Annotated in this window: 21 protein-coding genes; 14 read left to right on the forward strand and 7 right to left on the reverse strand. The window is 74.3% G+C overall.

Features of this window, described 5'->3' with window-relative positions; translation table 11 throughout:
- Nucleotides 1-105 precede the first annotated feature (105 nt).
- The 3 genes from ATJ97_RS14040 (at nucleotide 106) to ATJ97_RS14050 (ending at nucleotide 1,891) form a co-directional block, all read left to right on the forward strand.
- Entirely contained in the window at nucleotides 106-1,158 is a 1,053-nt protein-coding gene (locus ATJ97_RS14040; RefSeq protein ID WP_098485485.1) for an IS110 family RNA-guided transposase, read from the forward strand.
- Between the two features lie 301 nt (nucleotides 1,159-1,459).
- On the forward strand, nucleotides 1,460-1,675 hold the full coding sequence (locus ATJ97_RS14045; RefSeq protein ID WP_098485486.1) for a helix-turn-helix domain-containing protein: 216 nt from the start codon (nucleotides 1,460-1,462) through the stop codon (nucleotides 1,673-1,675).
- A gap of 117 nt (nucleotides 1,676-1,792) precedes the next feature.
- Nucleotides 1,793-1,891, forward strand: a complete 99-nt coding sequence (locus tag ATJ97_RS14050) for a 30S ribosomal protein bS22 (protein ID WP_005504750.1) — start codon at nucleotides 1,793-1,795, stop codon at nucleotides 1,889-1,891.
- Nucleotides 1,892-2,032: 141 nt separating this feature from the next.
- On the opposite strand, the gene ATJ97_RS14055 is transcribed toward ATJ97_RS14050, so the two are convergent.
- Nucleotides 2,033-2,926, reverse strand: a complete 894-nt coding sequence (locus ATJ97_RS14055) for an HAD family hydrolase (protein ID WP_098484274.1) — start codon at nucleotides 2,924-2,926, stop codon at nucleotides 2,033-2,035.
- 57 nt (nucleotides 2,927-2,983) lie between these two features.
- On the opposite strand from ATJ97_RS14055, the gene ATJ97_RS14060 reads away from it, so the two are divergent.
- On the forward strand, nucleotides 2,984-3,247 hold the full coding sequence (locus ATJ97_RS14060; protein ID WP_098484275.1) for a glutaredoxin family protein: 264 nt from the start codon (nucleotides 2,984-2,986) through the stop codon (nucleotides 3,245-3,247).
- Between the two features lie 111 nt (nucleotides 3,248-3,358).
- On the opposite strand, the gene ATJ97_RS14065 is transcribed toward ATJ97_RS14060, so the two are convergent.
- Nucleotides 3,359-3,934 (reverse strand): YceI family protein, encoded by a 576-nt coding sequence (locus tag ATJ97_RS14065; protein ID WP_098484276.1) that lies wholly within the window; start codon nucleotides 3,932-3,934, stop codon nucleotides 3,359-3,361.
- Between the two features lie 261 nt (nucleotides 3,935-4,195).
- On the opposite strand from ATJ97_RS14065, the gene ATJ97_RS14070 reads away from it, so the two are divergent.
- From ATJ97_RS14070 to ccsB, 6 genes are all read left to right on the forward strand, one after another.
- The gene (locus ATJ97_RS14070) at nucleotides 4,196-4,681 is read left to right on the forward strand and encodes a MarR family winged helix-turn-helix transcriptional regulator (RefSeq protein WP_098485487.1); all 486 of its coding nucleotides are present in this window, start codon (nucleotides 4,196-4,198) and stop codon (nucleotides 4,679-4,681) included.
- Nucleotides 4,682-4,775: 94 nt separating this feature from the next.
- Nucleotides 4,776-5,459: a histidine phosphatase family protein gene (locus ATJ97_RS14075; protein ID WP_098484277.1), complete on the forward strand. Its 684-nt coding sequence runs from the start codon at nucleotides 4,776-4,778 to the stop codon at nucleotides 5,457-5,459.
- Nucleotides 5,456-6,055 carry a TlpA family protein disulfide reductase gene (locus ATJ97_RS14080; RefSeq protein WP_245862536.1) on the forward strand — a complete coding sequence of 200 codons (600 nt, stop codon included), beginning with the start codon at nucleotides 5,456-5,458 and terminating at the stop codon, nucleotides 6,053-6,055. Before ATJ97_RS14075 ends, ATJ97_RS14080 begins: the two co-directional genes overlap by 4 nt.
- Nucleotides 6,056-6,062: 7 nt before the next feature.
- Complete coding sequence (locus ATJ97_RS14085; RefSeq protein WP_342746906.1) at nucleotides 6,063-6,869, forward strand: cytochrome c biogenesis CcdA family protein; 807 nt, start codon at nucleotides 6,063-6,065, stop codon at nucleotides 6,867-6,869.
- A 2-nt stretch (nucleotides 6,870-6,871) separates the two neighbouring features.
- Entirely contained in the window at nucleotides 6,872-8,707 is a 1,836-nt protein-coding gene (gene resB / locus ATJ97_RS14090) for a cytochrome c biogenesis protein ResB (RefSeq protein ID WP_342746907.1), read from the forward strand.
- Nucleotides 8,704-9,663: a c-type cytochrome biogenesis protein CcsB gene (gene ccsB, locus ATJ97_RS14095; RefSeq protein ID WP_098484279.1), complete on the forward strand. Its 960-nt coding sequence runs from the start codon at nucleotides 8,704-8,706 to the stop codon at nucleotides 9,661-9,663. The genes resB and ccsB overlap by 4 nt, the downstream gene beginning before the upstream one ends.
- A 266-nt stretch (nucleotides 9,664-9,929) precedes the next feature.
- On the opposite strand, the gene ATJ97_RS14100 is transcribed toward ccsB, so the two are convergent.
- On the reverse strand, nucleotides 9,930-10,529 hold the full coding sequence (locus ATJ97_RS14100; RefSeq protein WP_143427033.1) for a PLDc N-terminal domain-containing protein: 600 nt from the start codon (nucleotides 10,527-10,529) through the stop codon (nucleotides 9,930-9,932).
- Nucleotides 10,530-10,630: 101 nt separating this feature from the next.
- Between ATJ97_RS14100 and ATJ97_RS19535 the strand changes: the two genes are divergently transcribed.
- On the forward strand, nucleotides 10,631-11,083 hold the full coding sequence (locus ATJ97_RS19535) for a DUF4229 domain-containing protein (RefSeq protein ID WP_143427034.1): 453 nt from the start codon (nucleotides 10,631-10,633) through the stop codon (nucleotides 11,081-11,083).
- Nucleotides 11,084-11,159: 76 nt separating this feature from the next.
- Here the strand turns inward: ATJ97_RS19535 and ATJ97_RS14110 are convergent, their stop codons facing one another.
- Both ATJ97_RS14110 and ATJ97_RS14115 read right to left on the reverse strand, forming a co-directional pair.
- Nucleotides 11,160-12,029 (reverse strand): 1,4-dihydroxy-2-naphthoate polyprenyltransferase, encoded by an 870-nt coding sequence (locus ATJ97_RS14110; protein WP_098484281.1) that lies wholly within the window; start codon nucleotides 12,027-12,029, stop codon nucleotides 11,160-11,162.
- Between the two features lie 68 nt (nucleotides 12,030-12,097).
- Nucleotides 12,098-13,633, reverse strand: coding sequence for an AMP-binding protein (locus tag ATJ97_RS14115; protein WP_245862539.1), 1,536 nt, complete (start codon nucleotides 13,631-13,633; stop codon nucleotides 12,098-12,100).
- Nucleotides 13,634-13,891: 258 nt separating this feature from the next.
- Between ATJ97_RS14115 and ATJ97_RS14120 the strand changes: the two genes are divergently transcribed.
- Nucleotides 13,892-14,791, forward strand: coding sequence for a DUF3048 domain-containing protein (locus ATJ97_RS14120; protein WP_245862542.1), 900 nt, complete (start codon nucleotides 13,892-13,894; stop codon nucleotides 14,789-14,791).
- Between the two features lie 71 nt (nucleotides 14,792-14,862).
- On the opposite strand, the gene ATJ97_RS14125 is transcribed toward ATJ97_RS14120, so the two are convergent.
- Nucleotides 14,863-15,837: a 1,4-dihydroxy-2-naphthoyl-CoA synthase gene (locus ATJ97_RS14125; protein WP_245862862.1), complete on the reverse strand. Its 975-nt coding sequence runs from the start codon at nucleotides 15,835-15,837 to the stop codon at nucleotides 14,863-14,865.
- Between the two features lie 202 nt (nucleotides 15,838-16,039).
- Nucleotides 16,040-17,647: an HNH endonuclease signature motif containing protein gene (locus ATJ97_RS14130; protein ID WP_170037479.1), complete on the reverse strand. Its 1,608-nt coding sequence runs from the start codon at nucleotides 17,645-17,647 to the stop codon at nucleotides 16,040-16,042.
- A 649-nt stretch (nucleotides 17,648-18,296) separates the two neighbouring features.
- Here ATJ97_RS14130 and ATJ97_RS14135 point away from each other — a divergent pair.
- Nucleotides 18,297-19,283 carry an o-succinylbenzoate synthase gene (locus ATJ97_RS14135; protein ID WP_098484284.1) on the forward strand — a complete coding sequence of 329 codons (987 nt, stop codon included), beginning with the start codon at nucleotides 18,297-18,299 and terminating at the stop codon, nucleotides 19,281-19,283.
- Entirely contained in the window at nucleotides 19,280-21,109 is a 1,830-nt protein-coding gene (gene menD / locus ATJ97_RS14140; protein WP_098484285.1) for a 2-succinyl-5-enolpyruvyl-6-hydroxy-3-cyclohexene-1-carboxylic-acid synthase, read from the forward strand. The genes ATJ97_RS14135 and menD overlap by 4 nt, the downstream gene beginning before the upstream one ends.
- Nucleotides 21,110-21,284: the final 175 nt, after the last annotated feature.

Below are 21,284 nucleotides of genomic sequence, written 5' to 3' on the forward strand. Positions count from 1 at the left end.
TCGGCGTAGCCGCGCCGACGTGTCCCGTCACAGTCCTGCCGAAGCTCCGACCTGGACCGGAACCGTTTCGCGTCCGTCCAGGCAACAGGAGAACGCATGACCAGTGTGACGAGACTGTGCGAGGTTGTCGACGTCGTCATCGGGGTCGACACCCATGTCCAGACCCACACCGCCGCGGCCGTCGAGGCCCGCACCGGGGCGCTGCTCGGCCAGATCACGGTGGAGACGACCCCGGCCGGGTACGAGGAGCTGGCCGCCTTCGCCGATGAGCACGCCGCCCTGCGGGCCTGGGCGATCGAGGGCACCGGTGGCCACGGCGCGGGGCTGGCCCGTCACCTCGCCCATGACCAGGAGGTCGTGGTCGAGCTCGACCGGCCCGAGCGGGCCCGCCGTCGCAACGGGGCCAAGTCCGACCCGCTCGACGCCGAGCGTGCCGCCCGGGAGGCGATGGCCCGGACCCGGTTGGGCACCCCGCGTGCGGGCGGGGACCGCCAGGCCCTGTCCATCCTGCTCGCCGCCCGCCGCTCCGCGGTCGAGGCAGCCACCCTCGCTCAGCGTCAGCTCTTCAGCCTGGTCATCGCCGCCCCTGAACCGATCCGGGCCCGGTTCCGCGGAAAGAAGATTCCCGCCATGGTCGCCACCGCCGCCGTGTTGCGGCTGCACCCGTCCTGGGACACCGAGACGACCACGACCGTGACCGTGCTGCGCTCTCTCGCCCGGCGTGCCCGTGACCTCGCCGCCGAGGCCGCGGAACACGAGAAGGCGATCCTGGCCCTCGTGCGGGCTTGGCGCCCCGATCTCCTCGACCAGATCGGCGTCGGCCCCATCGTCGCCGCGACCGTGCTCTGCGCCTGGTCACACCCCGGGCGCGTGCGCTCCGAGGCCGCGTTCGCCATGCTCGCCGGCGTCGCCCCGATCCCCGCCAACAGTGGCCAGACCACCACCAGGTACCGCCTCAACCGCTACGGCGACCGCCAGCTCAACCGCGCCCTGCATACCATCGCCCTGTCCCGGCAGCGCTACCACCAGCCCACCCGCGACTACACCGCCCGACGCACCAGCGAGGGCAAGACCCCGCGAGAGATCAAACGCTGCCTCAAGCGCTACATCGCCCGAGACCTCTACCGACTCCTCGAGAACCCCTCACCCACCACTTGACGAACCATAGGAGCGTCCGTCACCCGGCCGGCCGGCGGTGCAGGACGGGGCGGCCGCGCCAGGACGGGCGGTCGGGCCAGGACGGGGCGGCCGTGCCAGGACGGGCGGTCGGGCCCGTCGGGCCGGCCGGTGGGAGGCGGCACCCGAGCCGCCCGGGCGCTCGTGCCGGGGCCGGGTACCTCTGGACGTGAACCGGCGGGTGCCCGACCGCGTGAAGCATTTCCGCCCGGGCGCACTTACCCCTATTCTTCGTCCAAGAAGAGGCCGCCCGCCTGGGCGGTACCGAAAAGAACGGGTGGACATGGCCGAGCAGCTGGGAGCGCCGCGGTTCCTCACCGTCGCCGAGGTCGCCGAGCTCATGCGGGTGTCCAAGATGACGGTCTACCGCATGGTGCACTCCGGGGAGATCCCCGCGGTGCGGATGGGCCGGTCCTTCCGTGTGCCCGAGGCCGCCGTCGAGAAGATGATCTCCGACGGGCTCGGCGACCAGTGGGGCGCCGTCGGCGAGGCTCGGTAGGTCCTCACGGGCCCGGTAGGGCGCACGGCGCCGGAACGGGTAGACTCACCCCGTTACGCGCGTGGCCGGGGGCCGCGCGCTTCCGACGTCCGTGCCGATCATCAGTGAGGTCCCCTTATGGGCTCTGTCATCAAGAAGCGCCGCAAGCGTATGTCGAAGAAGAAGCACCGCAAGCTGCTCCGCAAGACCCGTCACCAGCGTCGTAACAAGAAGTGACGCCTGCGCCCTCGCGGGCGCACTGACCCCAGGCCCGGCCGAGTGCCGGGCCTGAGTCGTTCCTGGTCGCGGCCCGGGCGGCTCGCCGGTCGGGCGGCTCCCGGGGCGGCGGCTCCCGGATTGGGGCGGCCGGCCCTGACTTCAGAGCCGGGCGCGGGCTCGCACCTGCCGGACGACGGCCCGGACGACGACGGTCGCCGCCCACACCGTGCCGGCCCAGCGGGCCGACCGCGCGCCGGTGCGCAGGTCGTCCCGCACCGACCGGCGGCGACGGCGGAAGTCGCGGACCGGCCATCCCGCCTCCGCGGCGTGCGCACGGAGCCTCGGCTCGGGGTTGATCGCGCACGGGTGCCCGACGGAGGACAGGATCGGCACGTCGTTGATGGAGTCGCCGTAGGCGTACGAGGCGGCCAGGTCGATGCCGCGGTCGGCGGCGAGCGCCCGGACGGCCAGCTCCTTGCCGGCGCCGTGCAGCATCGTCCCCTCGAGGCGGCCCGTGTAGTAGCCGTCGACCGCCTCGACGCGTGTGCCCAGGGCCCCGGTGGCCCCGAGCCGCCGGGCCAGGAGGTCCGAGATCTCGGTGGGCGTCGCGGTCACGAGCCAGACCTCGTGGCCCGCGTCGAGGTGGGACTGCAGCAGCGCGCGGGTGCCGGGGAAGACCCGCAGGCCCAGGATCTCGTCGTAGACCTCCTCGCCGATGGAGATGATCTCGGCGACGGAGCGCCCGACCATCAGGCGCAGCGCCCGCTCCTTGATCGCCGCGATCCGGCGCAGGTTCTCGCCGTAGAGGGCGTACGCGAGCGCGTGGCGCATGGCGAAGAAGATGTCCCGGAGCCCGAAGAACTTGCGACGGCGCAGCTCGCGGGCGAGGTGGTAGGCGCTGGCCCCGCGCACGATCGTGTTGTCGACGTCGAAGAACGCCGCCACGCGCGCCGGTCCACCGGGCTCCTCGGGCGGCTCGCCCCGACCGGACCCCGGCCGCTCCGCGCGCGCCTGGGGTTCCTGCGCCCTCGCGCGCTCCTCCGGGACGTCCATCCGCGCCAGCGTAGCGGCGTGACGCTGCCGGGCGGAGGCCGGACGTACCCTCGTGTCATGGACACCCCCGCCGACCCTACCGCCCGTGAGGCGCGCGTCGTGCTCTACGGCCGCGCCGGCTGCCACCTGTGCGACCGGGCCCGGACCATGCTCGAGCGGGTTCGTGAGGACACGGGGGAGGGCTTCGTCGAGGTCGACATCGACGCCGACGACACGCTGCGCGAGCGCTACGGAGAGCTCGTGCCCGTGGTGACGGTCGACGGGGTCCAGCAGGGCTACTGGCGGATCGACGCCGGCCGGGTCCGCGCGGCGCTGGGCTGACAGCACGACGGCGGCACCCGGGGGAAGGTGCCGCCGTCGCGGATCAGACGGGCAGACGCTGCTGCCCATGGGGCGGACGTGCCGCCCGGTACCGCCGGAGCGGTACGAGGATCAGGCGTTCGTCTCGGCCTCGGCGGACTCGGCCGCGTCCTCGGCCTGCGGGGTGGCCTCGACCTCGAGCAGGATCTTCACCTTGTCGCCCACCAGGACGCCACCGGCCTCGAGGGCGGCGTTCCAAGTCAGGCCGAACTCCTTGCGGGAGATCTCGGTGCTCGCGGAGAAGCCGATGCGCTTGGTGCCGAACGGGTCGGTCGTGGCGCCGTTGAACTCGGCGTCGAGGGCGACGGGCTTGGTGACGCCGTTGATGGTCAGGTCGCCGTTGAGGGTGAACTCCTCGCCGTCACCCTCCAGGCCGGAGGAGACGAAGGTCCAGGTCGGCTTGTTCTCGGCGTCCCAGAAGTCGGCGGAGCGCAGGTGGCCGTCGCGGTTGGCGTCGCCCGTGTTGATGGAGGCGGCGTCGATGGTGACGATCGCGGAGGACTCGGCGAGGTTCTCGGCGACCTCGAGCTTGCCCTCGAACTTCTCGAACTTGCCGCGCACCTTGGAGATGCCGGCGTGGCGGACGGTGAAGCCGACCTCGGTGTGGGACGGGTCGATGACGTACGTGCCTGCGGGGATGGTGCTCATGGAAGCTCTCCTCCTTGGTCGGGGTTCCCGGCCCTCCGGTGAGGACTGGAAGTAGTTGACTTTTGAACTATATACTCAGGGGGTGAGGTGCGCGCAAGAGGTGGCGCGGAAGCGTCCGGTGAACGGACGGTGACCGTGCACACGCGCACCGCCCTACCATGTGCGGCACGACGAGGCTTCCGCCCCCGCGGCACCAGTGCCGGCGCCGCAGACGTACGAGCAGCCCCGCCACCTGAGGTGGCGCCGAACGAGGAAGTGACCATGCCAGCACCGAGGTTCCCCGTCGTGACCCCGCGGTGGCTCGACGCCGACCAGCAGCGCGCGTGGCGCCGCTACCTCCGGGGCAGCGCCAGCCTCCAGGACGTCATCAACCACGACCTCGAGCAGTCGGCAGGCCTGTCGCTGAGCGAGTACGAGGTCCTGGTGCGGCTCTCCGAGGCGGAGGGGCGCACGCTGCGCATGTCCGCGCTCGCCGACGAGCTCGTGCACTCCCGGTCGCGACTGACCCACACGATCCGCCGGATGGAGGCCGCCGGCCTGGTGGAACGCACCACCTGCTCCGAGGACCGCCGGGGCGTCAACGCCACGCTGACCGACAAGGGGTACGCGCGCCTGGAGGCCGCCGCCCCGGGGCACGTGGAGTCCGTGCGTGCGCGCCTGGTCGACCGCCTCACCCCCGAGCAGCTGCGCCAGCTGGGGGAGATCATGGCCGTCTTCATCGAGGTGGAGGAGACCGCCGAGGCGTGACGCCGCGCACCCGCGGGTGCGCGACCGCGTGAGTCTGACCACCCCGGGCACCCCGGGTTCGGGGGAGGGGTCGCGAGTTTGCGACACTGGGCCTATGCAGCGAACGACCGTCCACCTCATGCGGCACGGCGAGGTGCACAACCCCTCGGGGATCCTGTACGGCCGCATGCCCGGCTACCGCCTCTCCGAGCGGGGCCGGCTGATGGCCGACCGGGTGGCCGAGGTGCTCCACTCCGGCGGGCACGACGTCAGGCTGGTCGTCGCCTCCCCGCTCCAGCGGGCGCAGGAGACCGCGCTGCCGACGGCGAGCTCCTACGGGATCGACGTCCAGACCGACCCCCGGCTGATCGAGGCCGCCAACCACTTCGAGGGCGTCGCGGTCAACGCCAACCGCATGGTCCTCGCCCACCCGCGCAACTGGCCCGCCTACGTCAACCCGCTCCGGCCGAGCTGGGGCGAGCCGTACCGCCAGCAGGTCCGCCGCATGCGCGACGCCGTCGCCGGCGTGCTCGACCGCGCCCAGGGCGGCGAGGCGGTGCTCGTGAGCCACCAGCTGCCCATCTGGGTGACCCGGCTGCACCTCGAGCGCCGCCCGCTCGCGCACGACCCGCGCCGCCGGCAGTGCTCGCTCGCGTCGCTGACGTCGCTGACCTTCGAGGGGCGCCGGCTCGTCGGCCTGAGCTACTGGGAGCCCGCCGGCGAGCTGCTGCTCGGCGCCACCGACATGGTGCCCGGCATCTCCGCCGCGGCCGAGAACGAGGGGGAGGCCGGCGCGTGAGGACCCGGGCCCGCTCCGCCATCGTCCGCTCCGCCGTCGCCCTCGGGCTGGCGGCCGCCCTGCTGGGCGGCTGCGCCCCGGGCGGCAGCACCGAGCCCGGCGGGGCCGTCGACGCCGGCTACGAGGCCGGGGACGGCTCCTTCACCACCTGGGACGCGGGCGAGCGGGGTGACCCCGTCGAGCACGTCGGCACCTCCTACGACGGCACCGAGATCGACCTCGCGGACTGGCGCGGCGACGTCGTCGTCCTGAACTTCTGGTACGCGGCCTGCCCGCCCTGCCGCGCCGAGGCGCCGGACCTCGCCGCCATCCACGCCGACTACTCCGACCGCGGGGTGAAGATGCTGGGCATCAACCCCCGGGACGACGCCGGAGCCGCCCAGGCCTTCGAGCGCACCTTCTCCGTGCCCTACCCGTCCCTGCACGACAACCAGGCCCGCGGCGTCGCCGCCCTCGAGGGCCTGGTGCCGCTGCAGGCCATGCCCTCGACCGTGGTGCTCGACCGCGAGGGACGCGTCGCCGCGCGCATCCTCGGGCAGATCGACCCGACGATCCTGCGCGGCCTGATCGACGACGTCCTCGCCGAGGAGGCCTGAGCGCACCGTGTGGGAGCAGATCGCCGAGGTCTTCCAGCGCACCGTCGTGGACGGGTCGATGCTGGCGGCGCTGCCGGTCGCCGCGATCGCCGGCGCGATCTCCTTCGCGTCCCCGTGCGTGCTGCCGCTGCTGCCCGGCTACGTCGGCTACCTCGGCGGGATGGCGGGCGCCGACGCGGGCGCGCCCCGTGCCGCCGGCACCCGCGGCCGGGCCGGCGTGCCGGGTGCCCGCGGCGGGAGCGGGCGGCTGCTCGCGGGCGTCCTGCTGTTCGTGGCGGGCTTCTCCACGGTGTTCATCCTGTTCAGCATCGTCTTCTCCCTGGCCGGGGTGGCGCTGCAGCAGTGGATGGACGTCATCCTCCAGGTCATGGGCGTGCTCGTGATCCTCATGGGTCTGGCGTTCATGGGGTTCGTGCCGTTCCTCCAGACCGAGCGCCGCCCGCACCTCGCGCCGCGGGCCGGGCTCTGGGGCGCGCCGCTGCTCGGCGTCGTCTTCGGCCTCGGGTGGGCCCCGTGCATCGGCCCCACGCTCGCCGCGGTGCTGACGCTCTCGCTCGGCGGCGCCGACCCCGCCCGCGGCGTGACCCTGGCGGTCGCGTACTGCCTGGGCCTGGGCGTCCCGTTCGTCCTCATCGCGATGCTCTTCTCCCGCTCCGCCCGCGTGCTGGGCTTCCTGCGCCGGCATCGCCGCACGATCCAGGTGCTCGGCGGCAGCCTCCTCGTGCTGCTCGGCCTCGCCCTCGTCACCGGGCTCTGGGCGCAGTTCTCGGCGCACCTGCAGGGCCTGGTGGCCAACTTCGAGACGGTGGTATGACGATGGCGCGCAAGGCCGGCACCGCGGACGCGACGAACCTCAGCAGCAAGGCCGAGCTGGGGCAGCCCGGTCCGGCGCCGGCGGACCCGGTGCAGCCGGCGCAGCCGTCGCTCGGCCTGCGGGGCTGGCTGCGGTGGATCTGGCGGCAGCTGACGAGCATGCGTGTGGCACTCATGCTCCTGCTCCTCCTCGCCGTCGCGGCCCTGCCGGGCTCCTTCTTCCCGCAGACCCCGCAGGACCCCGCCGCCGTGGCCGAGTACCACGAGAACTACCCTGCGATCGCCCCCTGGCTCGAGCGGCTGGGCTTCTTCGACGTCTTCGGCTCGCCGTGGTTCGCCGCCATCTACCTGCTGCTGTTCACCTCGCTGATCGGCTGCATCGTGCCGCGCATCGGCGTGCACTGGCGGGCGCTGCGCTCGCAGCCGCCGCGCGTGCCGCGCACCTTCGCCCGCTTTCCCGTGCACGAGGAGCGCACGCTGTCCGAGGCGCCCGACGCCGTCGAGGCCGCGGTGCTGCGCTCGCTGAAGGGTCGCTACCGCACCGCCGTGACCCCCGACGGCATCACCGCCGAGCGTGGCTACCTGCGCGAGACCGGCAACATCGTCTTCCACCTCTCGCTGGTGGGGGTTCTGCTGGCGATGGCCGCCGGGCAGCTGTTCAGCTACCGCGGGCAGGCGCTCGTGGTGGAGGGCGAGGCGTTCGCCAACTCCGTCGTCGACTACGACTCCTTCGACCCCGGCACGCTCTTCGACGCCGGGGACCTGAAGCCGTTCACCTTCACCCTCGACGAGTTCACCTCCGAGTTCACGCTCGACGCCCAGGCCCGCGACTTCGCCGCCCGCGTCAGCGTGACCGAGCCGGACGGGTCGACCCGCGAGGACACCATCAAGGTCAACCACCCGATGAACGCCGGTGGCGCCAACGTCTACCTCTCCGGCAACGGGTACGCCCCGCGCCTGACGGTCCGCGACGGCGCCGGCGAGGTGGCGTTCTCCGGCCCCGTACCGTTCCTTCCCGAGGACGCGGTGTACACCTCGCGCGGCGTCGTGAAGGTGCCCGACGTCAGCCCGGGACAGGAGCAGCTCGGCCTGACCGGCGCCTTCCTGCCCACCGCCGTCGTCGAGCCGGACGGCTCCGGCGCCTACTCCATCCACCCCCAGCCCACCGCACCGCTGCTGGTGCTCACCCTGTGGGCCGGCGACCTCGGGCTCGACGACGGCGTGCCCCAGAACGTCTACGTCCTCGACTCCGACGACATGCGCCAGGTCTACGAGGAGGCCCCGGACGGCTCGCCCGGCTCGGCCGAGGGCGGGCAGCGCCCCGTCACCATCTTCCTCGAGCCCGGCGCGACCGTGGACCTGCCCGAGGGGCTCGGCAGCGTGACCTTCGAGGACCTGCCCCGCTTCGCCGCGCTCGACCTGCGCTACGACCCGTCGCTGCCGTACCTGCTGACCTTCTCGGTCACCGCGATGCTCGGGCTCTTCGGGTCCCTGTTCGTCCCGCGCCGCCGTCTGTGGGTTCGCCTGGCGCCAGGGCCCGACGGCGGAACCTCGCTCAGCGGGGCCGCCCTGGCCCGCGGCGACGACCCCGGCCTGGCCCGTGACCTCGAGCGCGTGCTCGAGGCCGCCGGCACCACGGTGCACAATGGTGCGACGGCGGAGCCCGCGGACGTGGAGGAGCCTCGCAACCCGAAGCCGGCCGACGATGCCGGGGAGGCTCCCGGCGGACCAGATGACACCGCCGCCGTCGCACGACCCGACGCGGACCCCTCCCGAGCGCGAACCGGCTCGGGGACCACGGCCGGTGACCAGCCGGCCCAGGAAGGAACACTCCGATGACTGACCTCGGTCAGCTGAGCCTGCTGCTGATCTACGGCGCGATGGCCGCCTACACGGTCGCCCTCGTCGCCTTCGCCGTGGACCTCTCCGGCCTGCGCGACGGCGGCCCCGCCGGACGGCAACGGAAGGCCGTCGGGATCGCCATGTCGACCGCCTGGGTCGGTGCCGCCCTGCACCTCGCGGGCGTGGTGACGCGTGCGATCGCCGCCGGGCGGGTGCCCTGGGCGAACATGTACGAGTTCTCGACCCTGTTCAGCCTTGTCGCGGTGCTCGTCTTCCTCGGCCTCACCCGCACCCGGGACCTGCGCTTCCTCGGCACCTTCGTCGTCGGCCTGACCCTGCTGATGCTCGGCATCGCCGTCTCGGTCCTCTACGTCCGCGCCGACGGTGTCCAGCCGGCCCTGGACAGCTACTGGCTCGTCATCCATGTCTCCGTCGCGACGATCGCCACCGGCGTCCTCGCCATCGGCGCCGTCCTGTCCACGGTGCAGCTGGTGCAGGAGCGCTCCGAGCTGCGTCGGGTGCGGGCGGCCGCGGAGGTCGCCGAGCCGGCGCTCGTCGGCGCCGGTGGCGTGGCGAGCGGTGCGGACACCCCCGCGCCGAAGGTCGGCCGCTGGTCCAAGCTCATGGAGTCGGCCCCCAGCTCCGCCGAGTTCGAGCGGCTGGCGTTCCGGCTCAACGCCGTGGGCTTCATGCTCTGGACCTTCACCGTCATCGCCGGGGCGATCTGGGCCGAGCACGCCTGGGGCCGCCCGTGGGGCTGGGACCCCAAGGAGACGTGGTCCTTCGTGATCTGGGTCGTGTACGCGGCCTACCTCCACGCGCGCTCCACCCGCGGCTGGGAGGGCCGTCGCGCGGCCTACCTGTCGATCTTCGGCTTCGTGTGCGTGCTGGCGAACTACTTCGTGGTCAACCTGGTCTTCAACAGCCTGCACTCCTACAGCGGCATCGGCTGAGTCGGCACGGGCCCCGGCTGAGTCGGCACGGGCCCCGGCTGAGTCGGCACGGCGCCGGCTGGGCCGGGGCACGTCATGCCCGGCCGGAGGGCCTCATGCCCGGCCGGAGGGCCTCAGGCCCGGCCGGAGGGCCCTGCTGGAAAGAGAGACCGGGCTGACCCGCGCGGGTCTCCTTGAGCCAGCTGTCATGCGACGGGCCGGTTGCGGTCCGGGTTGCGGCCCGGCGGACATGCCGGGCGCGCGGCCCCGGTGAGCGTTCCGGCTGGTCAGGCCTGAGAAGTCCCCGACGACGGCGACGTGCCGTCCTCCGAGGCGCCCGCGTCGGGGCTGCGCGGGGTGGCGGGTCCGTCGGAGTCGTCGGCGTCCCCGGGGCCGACCGCGGGACCGGACGAGGAGGGCGTGCCGGGCGCCGTCGTGCCGGGTGTCTCCGACGCCGGCCGCCCGCCTGCCGGAAGTTCGCGCGGCGCAGCGCCGTCATCCCCGGAACCGATCTCGTGACCGGTGTCGCCCTGGCCCACCGCCCGGCGACGCTCGCGGTCTGCCCGGCGACGCTCGGCCTCCAGACGGGCGAGGAAGTCCGGGTCGTCGTCAGGAGCGAGAGGGCCCGAGCGGCGCACCGGGCGCTGCGGGGAGGGGGAGCTCCACAGGCCCGGACGGCCGTTGGAGGCGTTGTCGGCGGTGGCGCGAGCGACACGGCTGACCACGATCCAGGCCAGCGCGGCGATTCCGGGGAAGACGATGATGAGCACGACCCACAGCACCTTGGGGATGCCTGCGGGCATGTCGTCGTCCGGCGTCCGCACGCAGTCGATGAGCGCGTAGACGACCAGGGCGATGAGAAGCACGGCGGGCAGGATGCGGAGCATCCTCCCAGGGTAGGCCGGGCGGCGCGCGCCGTGGGCCACGGACGGCCCCGGACGTCCGGACGCCGGGCGGGCGAAACGCCACCGGCGCCTACGCTGGTGGGATGCGCCTGCTCGTCTACACCCTGTTCCGGCTGGGCCTCGTGCTCGCCGCGGCCGGCCTGCTCTATCTCCTCGGTCTGCGGTCCTGGGTGCTGTGGGTGGCTGCCGTGGTCGTCGGGGCGCTCGTGTCGTTCCTCGTGCTGGGCCGTCAGCGTGAGGAGGCCGCGAAGGTCCTGGCGCAGTACGACCCCCTGCGCGAGGAGCGGCCGACCTTCTCCCCGGAAGTCGAGGCGGACGCCGCGTACGAGGACGCCATCGTCGACGCGGCCGCGCCGGGGCCCGGGAGCAACGCGGGCCCGGTCGGCTCCGCCGTCGGCGAGGATCCCCGGCGTGCGGGCGACCCGGCCGAGCAGGCCGGAAACGTCGAGCAGGCCGGAGAGACGGGCGGGAGGTCCGCGGACGAGCCACCGGCTCCCGAGACCGGCGACGGCGGTTCCCGGCCGGTCATCGGCTGAGCTGACGCCTGCGCCAGACCGGCGACCGGCTGAGGCTGCCGCCTGCGCCAGACCGGCGACCGGCTGAGGCTGGGGCCTACAGCGCCAGGCCGACGCCGAGCAGGATGCCGTAGCCCAGCTCGAGCAGACCGGTGTCGCGCAGCACGACGATGAGGTCGCGTCCCTCAGCCCCGCTCAGGACGATCCTGGCGAGCCGCGCCACCCACGGCACGAGCAGCAGCGTCAGCAGGGACCAGGGCGCCACGAGCGCGCAGGCCACCGACAGCACCAGCGGCACCGTGATCATCGCCACGTACCCGAGTCGCGCGCGGCGGTCCCCGAGGCGGACCGCGAGCGTGAGCTTGCCGGCCAGCGAGTCGGTCGGGATGTCGCGGATGTTGTTGACCATCAGCAGCGCGCATGCGACGAGGCCGACGCCCACCGCGCCGGCCCACGCGGGCCAGGACAGCTCCAGCGCCTGGGTCCAGGTGGTGCCGAGCGTGGCGAAGAGCCCGAAGAAGAGGAAGACCCCGACCTCGCCGAGACCGCGGTAGCCGTAGGGCCGCGAGCCCCCGGTGTAGCCCCATGCCGCGACGATCGCGACGGCGCCGACCGCCAGCAGCCACCACGTCCCGGACACGGCCACGAGGACGAGGCCCAGCAGGGCGCCCACACCCAGGGTGAGGAAGGCCGCCCGCTTTACGACGGCGGGGCTCGCCTTGCCGCCGCCGGTGAGGCGGGGCGGGCCGGTGCGTACGTCGTCGGTACCCCGGACGCCGTCGGAGTAGTCGTTGGCGAAGTTCACGCCCACCTGGAGCGCGAGGGCGACGCCCGCGGCCAGCAGCGCGCGCGGCACGGACGCCTGCCCGAGCCCTGCGGCGGCGCCGGTGCCGATCAGGACCGGTGAGACTGCGGCGGGCAGGGTGCGCACGCGCGCGCCCTCCAGCCAGTCGGAAAGGGTGGCCATGAAGCTCCGGGGTCAGGGGGCCGCGGTGGGGCGGCGGGGACGGTCCAGGATATCGGGGCGAGGCGGGGCTACCGCTCGGCGGGCACGGCGGCCCCGTCGTACCGCTCGGTACGGACGACGGCGGCCTCGTGCTGGTGCTCGTCAGCGGTGGCATGGCCCGCGGGGTTGGTGCCGGCCCTCTCCTCCGGGGCCTGCACCGTCTTCGTGGCCTGCAACGTCTGCGGGGCCTGCAACGCGCGCGCGGCGAGCTGCGCCGTGGTGCGCCGGTCCACCTTGCCCGGCCCCCGGAGGGGCAGCTCGGTCAGCTCGATGAGGGCTCGCGGGGCGTGCGCACCGTCGAGCTCGGCGGAGACGAGCTTCCGGAGCGGCGTCAGCTCCGGCGCCGCCTCGCCGGGCGCCGCGACGACCACGGCGGTGACAAGCTCTCCCCACTCGGGATCGGGGACCGGCACCACCGCGACCTCGGCGACCGCCGGGTGCCCGGCCAGGATGCGTTCCACCGCGCCGGGGGAGACCTTGATCCCTCCGGTGTTGATGAGGTCGTCGACCCGGCCCAGCACACGCAGGCGCAGCGGTGGGTCGTCGCCGAGCTCCCGGGCCGTGAGCGGGCCGGAGCGGGGCCCGGGCGTGGGCGGGTGCCCGTCGGCGTGCAGAGGCCCAGAGATCCGCGGCGCCGCTTCAGCGGACGGCACGATGACGGCCCGGTCGGAGGTGCGCAGCCACCGGACGCCGTCCTCGCTGCGGAAGGACTCCGCGTCGGCCACGGGGTCGTCGAGGTACCCGGCGGCGAGGACCGGGCCGGTGATCTCGACCCGGTCGTCCGCTCCCGTCAGGCGGAGCCGGACTCCTGGCAGGGGGCGGCCGTCGTAGACGCAGCCGCCGCCGGTCTCCGTCATGCCGTAGGTGGTGACCACCTTCAGACCTCGGGCGCGCGCCTGCTCCAGGGCACGCGGTGCCGTCGCGGCACCGCCGACCAGGATGGCGGCGAGCCGGCGCAGGGGGGCCACCGCCTCCTCGCCGGTCTCGAGGACGCGGACCAGCTGCGTGGGCACGAGCGAGAGGTAGCCGGGTACGTCGGTGCGCATGGCGTTCGCCGCATCGGCCAGCGCACGGGGGTCGAACCCCGCGGTGGTGTCCAGCACCACGGGCGTCGTGCCGGCGACGACGGAACGGACCAGCACCTGCAGGCCGGCCACGTGGTGGGCGGGCACGGCGAGCAGCCACTGTCCCGGCCCCGCGAGGCGCTCCTCCGTCGCGCGCGCCGAGGCGGTGAGCGACCCGGTGGGCAGCGCGACGAGGTGCCCGGTCCCGGTCGTGGAGCCGGAGGTCTGGAGGATGACGGCGGTGCCCGGCGGGACCGGGCGTCGAAGGCGGCGCCTGAGGGCCTCGACGACCGCGGCGCCGTCGTCCCCGGGGGCGTGCGGCACCAGCACGACCGGCGGGGCCGTGGCGCTGGGCGCCACGTCCGCGAGGCCAACCCGCAGGGCGTCGAGAAGGGCCGTGACGTGGTCCGGGCGCGTACCCCCGGGCAGCGGCCGCAACCGCGGGTCCGCGCCGCCGGACGCTACCGGGGCCGACAGCGGGGGCGCGGGGTCGAAGGTCACCGAACTAGCGTAGGTGGGGCACTACCGTGTGCAGATCAGCAGAGGGATTGGCAGGACCAGATGCGTTGTCGCAGGGCCCGAACAACAGGCCGGCGCGCCGTCCCGGCCGCCCTTCTCGCCACGCTGGCGCTGGCGCTGGGCGCGTGCACCTCGTCCGTGCCCGGGACGTCGATGGGGGAGCCTGTCGCCAAGCCCTCCCCGAGCCCCTCGCCCACGCCGCCGCCCGAGCCGGCGCGTTGGCCGCTGACAGGAGTGGTCGTGGGCGACGGCGCAGCCGAGCGTCCCGCACTGTCCGTCAAGGTCGAGAACTCCGCCGCCGCGCGCCCGCAGACCGGTCTCGAGGAGGCGGACATCGTCTGGGAGGAGATGGTGGAGGGCGGGATCACCCGGTTCAACGTCGCCTACCACTCGGTGGTCCCGGACGAGGTCGGTCCCATCCGCTCGGTGCGCCCGATGGACGCCGCCATCTCGGGCCCGGTCGGTGGGCTGCTGGCGTTCTCCGGTGGCGTTCCGCCGTACATCCAGGCGGCGAGCGACGCCGGCCTCCAGATCCTCTCGAACGACGACGGCGACCCCGGCTTCTACCGGACCTCCGGTCGGCGGGCGCCGCACAACGTCTACGGCAGCGGCGCCGAGTTCTTCGCCGCGGCCGACGACGCGCACCGGGCCCCTCCGAAGCAGCAGTTCGCCTACGCAGACGACGCCGCCTCGTCCTCCGCGGTGCTCCACGGTCAGCCGGCGACCGGGATCGACGTCAGGTTCCCGCGCGCGAACCCGGGCTGGACCTGGCAGGCGCAGGGCGACGCGGGTCGCGGCTGGGGCCCGGGTGTGTGGGTCCGCGACGAGGCCGGCGTTCCCCAGCGCTCCGCCGACGGCGACGCGCTCGTGGCGACGAACGTCGTCGTGCTGCGGGTCCAGATCGTGCAGACCGAGGCGCGTGACGCCGCGGGCAATCCCGTGCCCGAGACCGTTCTCTCCGGCCAGGGTGACGCGCACGTGGGCACGGGCGGGCACGCCATCGAGGCGACCTGGTCCAAGGCGGGTGCGCGGGAGCCTCTCGTGCTCAAGGACAAGGACGGCCGTGAGGTGGAGCTGGCTCCCGGCTCGACCTGGATCGAGCTGGTCCCGACCGCCGGCGGATCGGTGACCATCGGCTAGGACGACGCAGCGGTGCTGTGCCGGCTTCCGGCTGGGTCAGGGAGCCGCCGTCCGGCCAGTGGTGGTCGGGCTCAGTAGTAGTACGGGAAGCCGGACCAGTCGGGCTCCCGGCGCTCGAGGAAGGCGTCCCGGCCCTCGACCGCCTCGTCCGTCATGTAGGCCAGGCGCGTGGCCTCGCCCGCGAAGACCTGCTGGCCGGCAAGGCCGTCGTCGGCGAGGTTGAACGCGAACTTGAGCATCCGGACGGCCTGCGGCGACTTCGTGGCGATGATGCGGGCGTACTCGAGGGCGAGCGGCTCCAGCTGGTCGTGATCGGCGACCTCGTTGACGACACCCCAGCGCTCCGCCGTCTCGGCGTCGTACTCGCGGGCGAGGAAGAAGATCTCCCGGGCCCGCTTGTCACCGATCTGGCGGGCGAGCAGGGCCGAGCCGTAGCCGGCGTCGAACGAGCCGACGTTCGCGTCCGTCTGCATGAACCGGGCGTGCTGGCGCGAGGCGATGGACAGGTCGCACACCACGTTGAGGCTGTGGCCACCACCGGCAGCCCACCCGGGAACGGCTGCGATGACGACCTTCGGCATGGTCCGGATGAGGCGCTGCACCTCGAGGATGTGCAGGCGGCCGGCCCTCGCGGGGTCGATCTGCTCGCGGCGCTGCGCGAGCGGGGCCTCGTCGTCGGCGCCCTCGGTCTCGTAGCGGTACCCGTCGCGTCCGCGGATCCGCTGGTCCCCGCCCGAGCAGAAGGCCCAGCCGCCGTCCTTCGGGCTCGGCCCGTTCCCCGTGAGGATCACGGCGGCCACGTCCGAGGTCATACGGGCGTGGTCGAGCGTCCGGAACAGCTCGTCGACGGTGTGGGGCCGGAAGGCGTTGCGGACCTCGGGCCGGTCGAAGGCGATGCGGACCACCGGCAGGTCGCGTTCGGTCCCACCGCTGCGGTCCACGCCTCGGTGGTACGTCAGGTCGGTGAGGTGGAAGCCCTCGACCTCCCGCCACACGTGCGGGTCGAAGGTCTCGGAGACGCGGTTCGGCAGGTTGCTCACCCGCATCACCCTAGCCACGGATTCATGCCCTCCCTGCGCTCGCCGACGTCGGTCGGGACGCACGGCCGCCCCCGGGGCCGGGCATGTCCGGCGCTCGTCAGAACGCCTCGCCAGGACCGGGGCGGGTCTTGTGCGGCGGCCGACCCGTGCGAGCGTCGGTCAGAACGGCGGCGCGTCTTGTCCGGCGGCCCACCCGTGCGAGCGTCGGTCAGAACGGCGGCGGCGGGTCGTCGTCGGAGCGGGGTGCGGAGGGCGTCCACGGGTCCACGGTGCCGACCGGGCGGACAGCCTCCGGCATGAAATCGGCGGGCTCGACGTCGGTACGCCCCAGGTACGTGATGCCACCGTCCAGCTCGCGTCGGTACTGGTGGCCGGTGCGTGACGTCCAGTCGAACGTGCCGTCGGGGTTGCGGCGGACCCGGAAGTCACCGAGCGTCTTGTGCCGGTGGTCGAACGTGCACATGGAGGCGTTGTTGTAGATCGACGTCGAGCCGCCCTGGCTGGCGGGAACGATGTGGTCGAGCTCGCACCCCGAGGAGGGCGCCGCGCACCCGGGGCGGACGCAGGTGCGGTCACGTTCGCGGATGATCCTGGCGAGGTCTGCGGGCGGTCTGTACTTCTTGCGCCCGACGTCGAGCACGGTGCCGCTCAGCGGCTCGGTCACCAGGCGCCGCCACGTGCCACCGACGGCGAGCGCGCGTGCCGTGGCGGCGTCGATGGGGCCGTAGCCGCGCAGCGTGCCCGGGTCCCCTCCGCCGAGGAGGGTGCTGAGCGGGACGGTCACGTTGATCTGGACCGGTGCGCCACCGACCAGACCGATGCGGTAACCGTCGGCAGGGGCAGGGGCAGGGGCAGGGGCAGGGGCAGGGGCAGGGCCAGGGGGAGGAGCAGCGTCGGCAGCCGGTGCCCGAGCACCAGCCTGCGCCTCCGCCGCCGCGCGGGGAGCGGTCGGCCCGGTGTTCATGCTCGGTCGGTCCTGGTCGGAGGTCTCCGGGAGCGGGAGCTGCTCGGGCGGCAGCGGCCCGATCCGGCCGAGCCGGAGGGCGTCGTGCCCGATGCTCGCGGTGATGTCGGCGCGCAGCTGCTCGATGGTGCGCCGGTCGCCGTTCGCGCGTGCGGTTCGGGCGGCCCCGTCGAGAGCGAGGTCGAAGGCGATGGCGTCCGCGGCAGGCAGGACCGCAGTGAACGACGCCATCCCGTCCGGGAGAGCTCTGGCGTGCGTCACGCGGCGCTTGCTGCGCGCGACGCGGTGGCGGTCCGCCGCCCCGTCGGGGTCGACCTCGAGGAGCGCCTTGGCGAGGTCCTGCGTGAGCTGGGGCGGTGTACGCCCCGGCGCGCGCGGCAGCACGATCTCCTCGACGGCCATGGCGACCGGCATCGCCTTGCCCTGCAGCGCGTTGGCGATGATCTGAGCCTTGTTCTGATCGATCTCCCCGCGTTCGAGTGCGTCTGCAGTGCCCGCGAGGGGACCGCTCAGCAGGACTCCCGTCCGCACGATGCTCCCGGCAGCGTGCCGGGTGATGCCCAGGCGCATCGCCAGCTCCGTCGACGCGTGCGGCAACGACGAGCCCGTCCGGGCCGCCGGGGAACGACCCGTGACTCCGTAGGACGCGACCAGGCCGCTCTCGAGCGTCGCTGCCGCCGCCCCACGCCGCGAGTGGGCCCAGGACGCCACCCGCGACCAGGCGGCCACGGCGTCGACCGCGTCGCCCTCGTCGAGGGTCTCCAGGTCGATGGGAGCGAGGGCCTGAGCGAGCTCGAGCCCCTCCAGGCCGGCTGCGTCGTCGAGGATCGACCGGACCTCCTCCGCGGTCAACGGACCGGTTGCGGGGCCCGATGACCCGGTGCCTGAGCGAGTACGGGCTGCGTCGTCGGACCCGGCAAGAAACTTCTGGAGGGCTGCCTCGTCGCGGTCCGCCATCACGTCGTCGAGAGCACCTTCGACGAGCCACTCCAGGATGCCGTCGACGTTGAGCAGCTCGTCAGCAGGGAGAGGACGCTGTGGCCGGTCGCGTCGGTCCCCTCCCTGCGGCACACCGGCCCGCGCGCTTCGGCCTCGGGTCCGGCGAAGGCGCACCTCCGGCCCGATCTCCGCTGCGGGCATGGGTTTTCGCGGCCCCGACGTTCGGCCAGGTTCCAGGCTTGGCCGCGCTTCTGGAGCAGGCGGTGCGGCCCCAGGGTCGGGGGAGCAGTTGCGCGGTGCCCACATCAGGTCGAGAGCCTTCCGATGCTTGCCGAGGGGCGGGCGGTAGCGCCGTGGACCGGCTGTGTCGAACATGTGTTCAAGACTAGGTGGTGGCACTGACATCGGCCGGTGCCGGTCTCAGTTCTGTGGAAGAACGGGGTCGCTGGGCGCTGAGGGCACGGTCACCGAGGGCGGGGGCTGCGCTCCGGAGCCGGGCGGTTCGGAAGGCGTGCGGAACGCCGCGGGGGCCGAGGCCGGCACACTCCCTATCCTGACCCCCATGCCCTTCTCCGCCGTCGGCCGGCTCCCAGCGGTCCGTGCGACCTACTCCGTCCCGCTGCGCACGCGGTTCCGTGGCATCACGGTGCGCGACGGGCTGCTCCTGCGCGGCGACGCCGGCTGGGGAGAGGTCTCGCCGTTCTGGGACTACGACGCGGCCGAGTCGGCCGCCTGGCTGCGCGCCGGTCTCGAGGCCGCCGAGGAGGGCTGGCCGGAACCGGTGCGGTCAGCGGTCCCGGTCAACGTCACCGTCCCGGCCGTCGGCCCGGAGGAGGCGCACCGCATCGTCCGCGCCTCCGGCGGCTGCACGACGGCGAAGGTCAAGGTCGCCGAACCCGGACAGTCGGTGGCCCAGGAGCAGGAGCGGCTCGAGGCCGTGCGCGACGCGCTCGGTCCGGCGGGTCGGATCCGCGTCGACGCGAACGCCGCCTGGGACCTCGGCACCGCGCTCGAGCGGGTCCGGCTCCTCGACAGGGCCGCCGGCGGGCTCGAGTACGCCGAGCAGCCCAGTGCCACGGTGGAAGAGCTGGCCGCGCTCCGGCGGCGGACCGACGTCCCGATCGCGGCGGACGAGTCGATCCGTCGTGCCTCGGACCCCCTGGCCGTGCGCCGGGCGGAGGCTGCGGACGTCGTCGTCCTGAAGGTGCAGCCGCTCGGGGGCGTCCGGTCCTGCCTGCGCCTCGCGGAGGAGGTGGGGCTGCCGGTGGTGGTCAGCTCGGCGCTGGAGAGCTCGGTCGGCATCGCGGCCGGGGTGGCGCTCGCGGCCGCGCTGCCCGAGCTGCCCTACGCGTGCGGACTGGCGACGGTCCACCTCTTCGAGCACGACACCGTGCCCGACCCGCTCCTGCCCGTAGACGGCGCACTGCCCGTGCGCCGGCCCGAGCCGACCGCGGACAGTCTCGCGGCGACCCGGGCGGACGACGACGTCGCGGCCCGCTGGTCCGAGCGGCTCTCCGAGATGGCCGCCCACCTGGAGGTCGCGCGTTGAGCGCCGCCGAGCCGGCGACCGAGACGGCGCGGGCACTCGTCACGGCCCTGGTCGCCCACGGGGTCCACGACTTCGTGCTGGCGCCGGGCTCGCGCAGCGCACCTCTTGCGTACGCGCTGCAGGAGGCCGAGCGGGCGGGCTGGCTGCGGCTGCACGTGCGGGTGGACGAGCGCGCCGCAGCCTTCGTCGCACTCGGGCTGTCGCGGGCGGGGAGCATGTCCGCCGGGGCGACCGGAGGCTCGCCGGTGCCGGTGCCGGTGCCGGTGCCGGTGCCGGTGCCGGTGCCGGTCGCCGTCGTGACCACCTCGGGGACCGCCGTCGCCAACCTCCACCCCGCCGTGCTGGAGGCCGCGCACTCCGGGCTGCCGCTCGTCGTCGTCAGCGCCGACCGCCCCCACGAGATGCGGGGGACCGGCGCGAACCAGACCACCGACCAGGTGGGCATCTTCGCCTCGGCACCCCGCTTCGCCGTCGACCTCCCGGCGGGTGCGGCACCGGGGCCCGCGCTGGAGCAGGTGGTCACCCGGGCCCTCGCGGCCGCGCAGGGACTGCGGACGAACGACCCGGGCCCCGTCCACCTCAACGTCGGCCTGCGCGACCCCCTGGCGCCGGCCAGCCGGTGGGAGCCCGGGCCGGCACCGGGGCCGCGCAGGGTCGTCGCCCCGGCCGGCCTTCCGTCCGCCGAGGTGCTCCGCCCGGGGCCGCGCACCGTCGTCGTGGCGGGCGACGGCGCAGGACCGGGCGCCCGCGACCTCGCCGAGCGGGCCGGCTGGCCCCTGCTCGCCGAGCCCACCAGCGGGGCGCGCTCCGGGCCGACGGCGATCGGTCCGTACCGGCTCCTTCTCGCCGACGCCCGGCTCGGCGGAGCGATCGAGCGGGTGGTGGTCACCGGGCACCCGACGCTCTCGAGGCCGGTCAGCTCGCTGCTCGCCCGGCGGGACGTCGAGGTGGTCGTGGTGGCGCCCCGGGGGCCGTGGACGGACGTCGCCGGTGTCGCCGCACGCGTGGTGGGTGCGGTCGAGCTCGCGGACGGGTTCGGCGGCTACGGCGCGGCGGCCGCCGCGCCCGCGGACCCGGGCACCGGTGCGGCGGACGCCGCGGGCGCGGACCCGGGCGCCGGTGCGGCGGACGGCGCAGTCGCGGGTGACTCCTGGCTCGCCCTGTGGCGCCGCGCGGCCGCCGCTGCGGAGCAGGTGATCGAGCACTCGCTCGCCGACACCTTCGACGGCCTGCACCTGGCCCGTGCCGTCGCCGCCGCGGGCGGTGCGGGAACGCTCGTCGTCGGCTCCTCGAACACCGTCCGGGACCTCGACCTCGTCGCCAGGCCGTGGGAGCCCGGCGCCGCGCCGCGAGCGATCGCCAACCGGGGGCTGGCGGGCATCGACGGCACCGTGGCGACGGCGACGGGGCTCGCCCTCGGCACCGGCGCACCGGTGCGCGCCGTCATGGGCGACCTGACCTTCCTGCACGACGCGGGGGCCCTCGCGCGCGGCCGGCTCGAGCGCGACGTCGACCTGCAGGTGGTCGTCCTCAACGACGCCGGCGGCGGCATCTTCGCCACGCTCGAGCACGGGGCGCCGGAGCGTGCGAGCGAGTTCGAGCGGATCTTCGGCACTCCCCAGGACGTCGATCTCGCGGCGCTGGCCGGCGCGTACGGCGTAAGTCACGCGCTCGCCACCACGCCGGCGGAGCTCGACGCGCTGCTCCGCGCGCCGGTACGTGGCCGCTCGGTGGTCGAGGTGCCGGTGGGACGGCGGGACCTCCGCGAGCGTCGCGCGGCCCTCGCCGACGGCGTTCGTGCGGCGGTGCGGACGGCGCTCGCCTGACGCCAGGCCACGCGGCCGTAAGCCTGCCTTCGGGCTTCCTTCCGGCTTCCTGCCGGGTGCCGCGGTCGGGCCGGCTCTGAACGAACCTGCCGGCCACCAACCGAAGCCGGCGTCCAGCCAACCCAGCCCGGGCTCCAGCCAACTCAGCCCGGCGTCCAGCCAACCCAGCCCAGCG

Origin of the sequence: Georgenia soli (genome assembly GCF_002563695.1) — a bacterium.
GTDB classification, from domain to species: domain Bacteria; phylum Actinomycetota; class Actinomycetes; order Actinomycetales; family Actinomycetaceae; genus Georgenia; species Georgenia soli.

Bases quoted from the DNA above. Each gene is read 5' to 3' on its own strand.
- ATJ97_RS19535 (WP_143427034.1), top strand. From the start codon at position 10,631: ATGCGCCTGCTCGTCTACACCCTGTTCCGGCTGGGCCTCGTGCTCGCC.
- ATJ97_RS14075 (WP_098484277.1), top strand. From the start codon at position 4,776: ATGCAGCGAACGACCGTCCACCTCATGCGGCACGGCGAGGTGCACAAC.
- resB (WP_342746907.1), top strand. From the start codon at position 6,872: ATGGCGCGCAAGGCCGGCACCGCGGACGCGACGAACCTCAGCAGCAAG.
- ATJ97_RS14100 (WP_143427033.1), bottom strand. From the start codon at position 10,529: ATGCTCCGCATCCTGCCCGCCGTGCTTCTCATCGCCCTGGTCGTCTAC.
- ATJ97_RS14045 (WP_098485486.1), top strand. From the start codon at position 1,460: ATGGCCGAGCAGCTGGGAGCGCCGCGGTTCCTCACCGTCGCCGAGGTC.
- ATJ97_RS14125 (WP_245862862.1), bottom strand. From the start codon at position 15,837: ATGCGGGTGAGCAACCTGCCGAACCGCGTCTCCGAGACCTTCGACCCG.
- ccsB (WP_098484279.1), top strand. From the start codon at position 8,704: ATGACTGACCTCGGTCAGCTGAGCCTGCTGCTGATCTACGGCGCGATG.
- ATJ97_RS14070 (WP_098485487.1), top strand. From the start codon at position 4,196: ATGCCAGCACCGAGGTTCCCCGTCGTGACCCCGCGGTGGCTCGACGCC.
- ATJ97_RS14065 (WP_098484276.1), bottom strand. From the start codon at position 3,934: ATGAGCACCATCCCCGCAGGCACGTACGTCATCGACCCGTCCCACACC.
- ATJ97_RS14110 (WP_098484281.1), bottom strand. From the start codon at position 12,029: ATGGCCACCCTTTCCGACTGGCTGGAGGGCGCGCGCGTGCGCACCCTG.
- ATJ97_RS14055 (WP_098484274.1), bottom strand. From the start codon at position 2,926: ATGGACGTCCCGGAGGAGCGCGCGAGGGCGCAGGAACCCCAGGCGCGC.
- ATJ97_RS14135 (WP_098484284.1), top strand. From the start codon at position 18,297: ATGCCCTTCTCCGCCGTCGGCCGGCTCCCAGCGGTCCGTGCGACCTAC.
- ATJ97_RS14050 (WP_005504750.1), top strand. From the start codon at position 1,793: ATGGGCTCTGTCATCAAGAAGCGCCGCAAGCGTATGTCGAAGAAGAAG.
- ATJ97_RS14060 (WP_098484275.1), top strand. From the start codon at position 2,984: ATGGACACCCCCGCCGACCCTACCGCCCGTGAGGCGCGCGTCGTGCTC.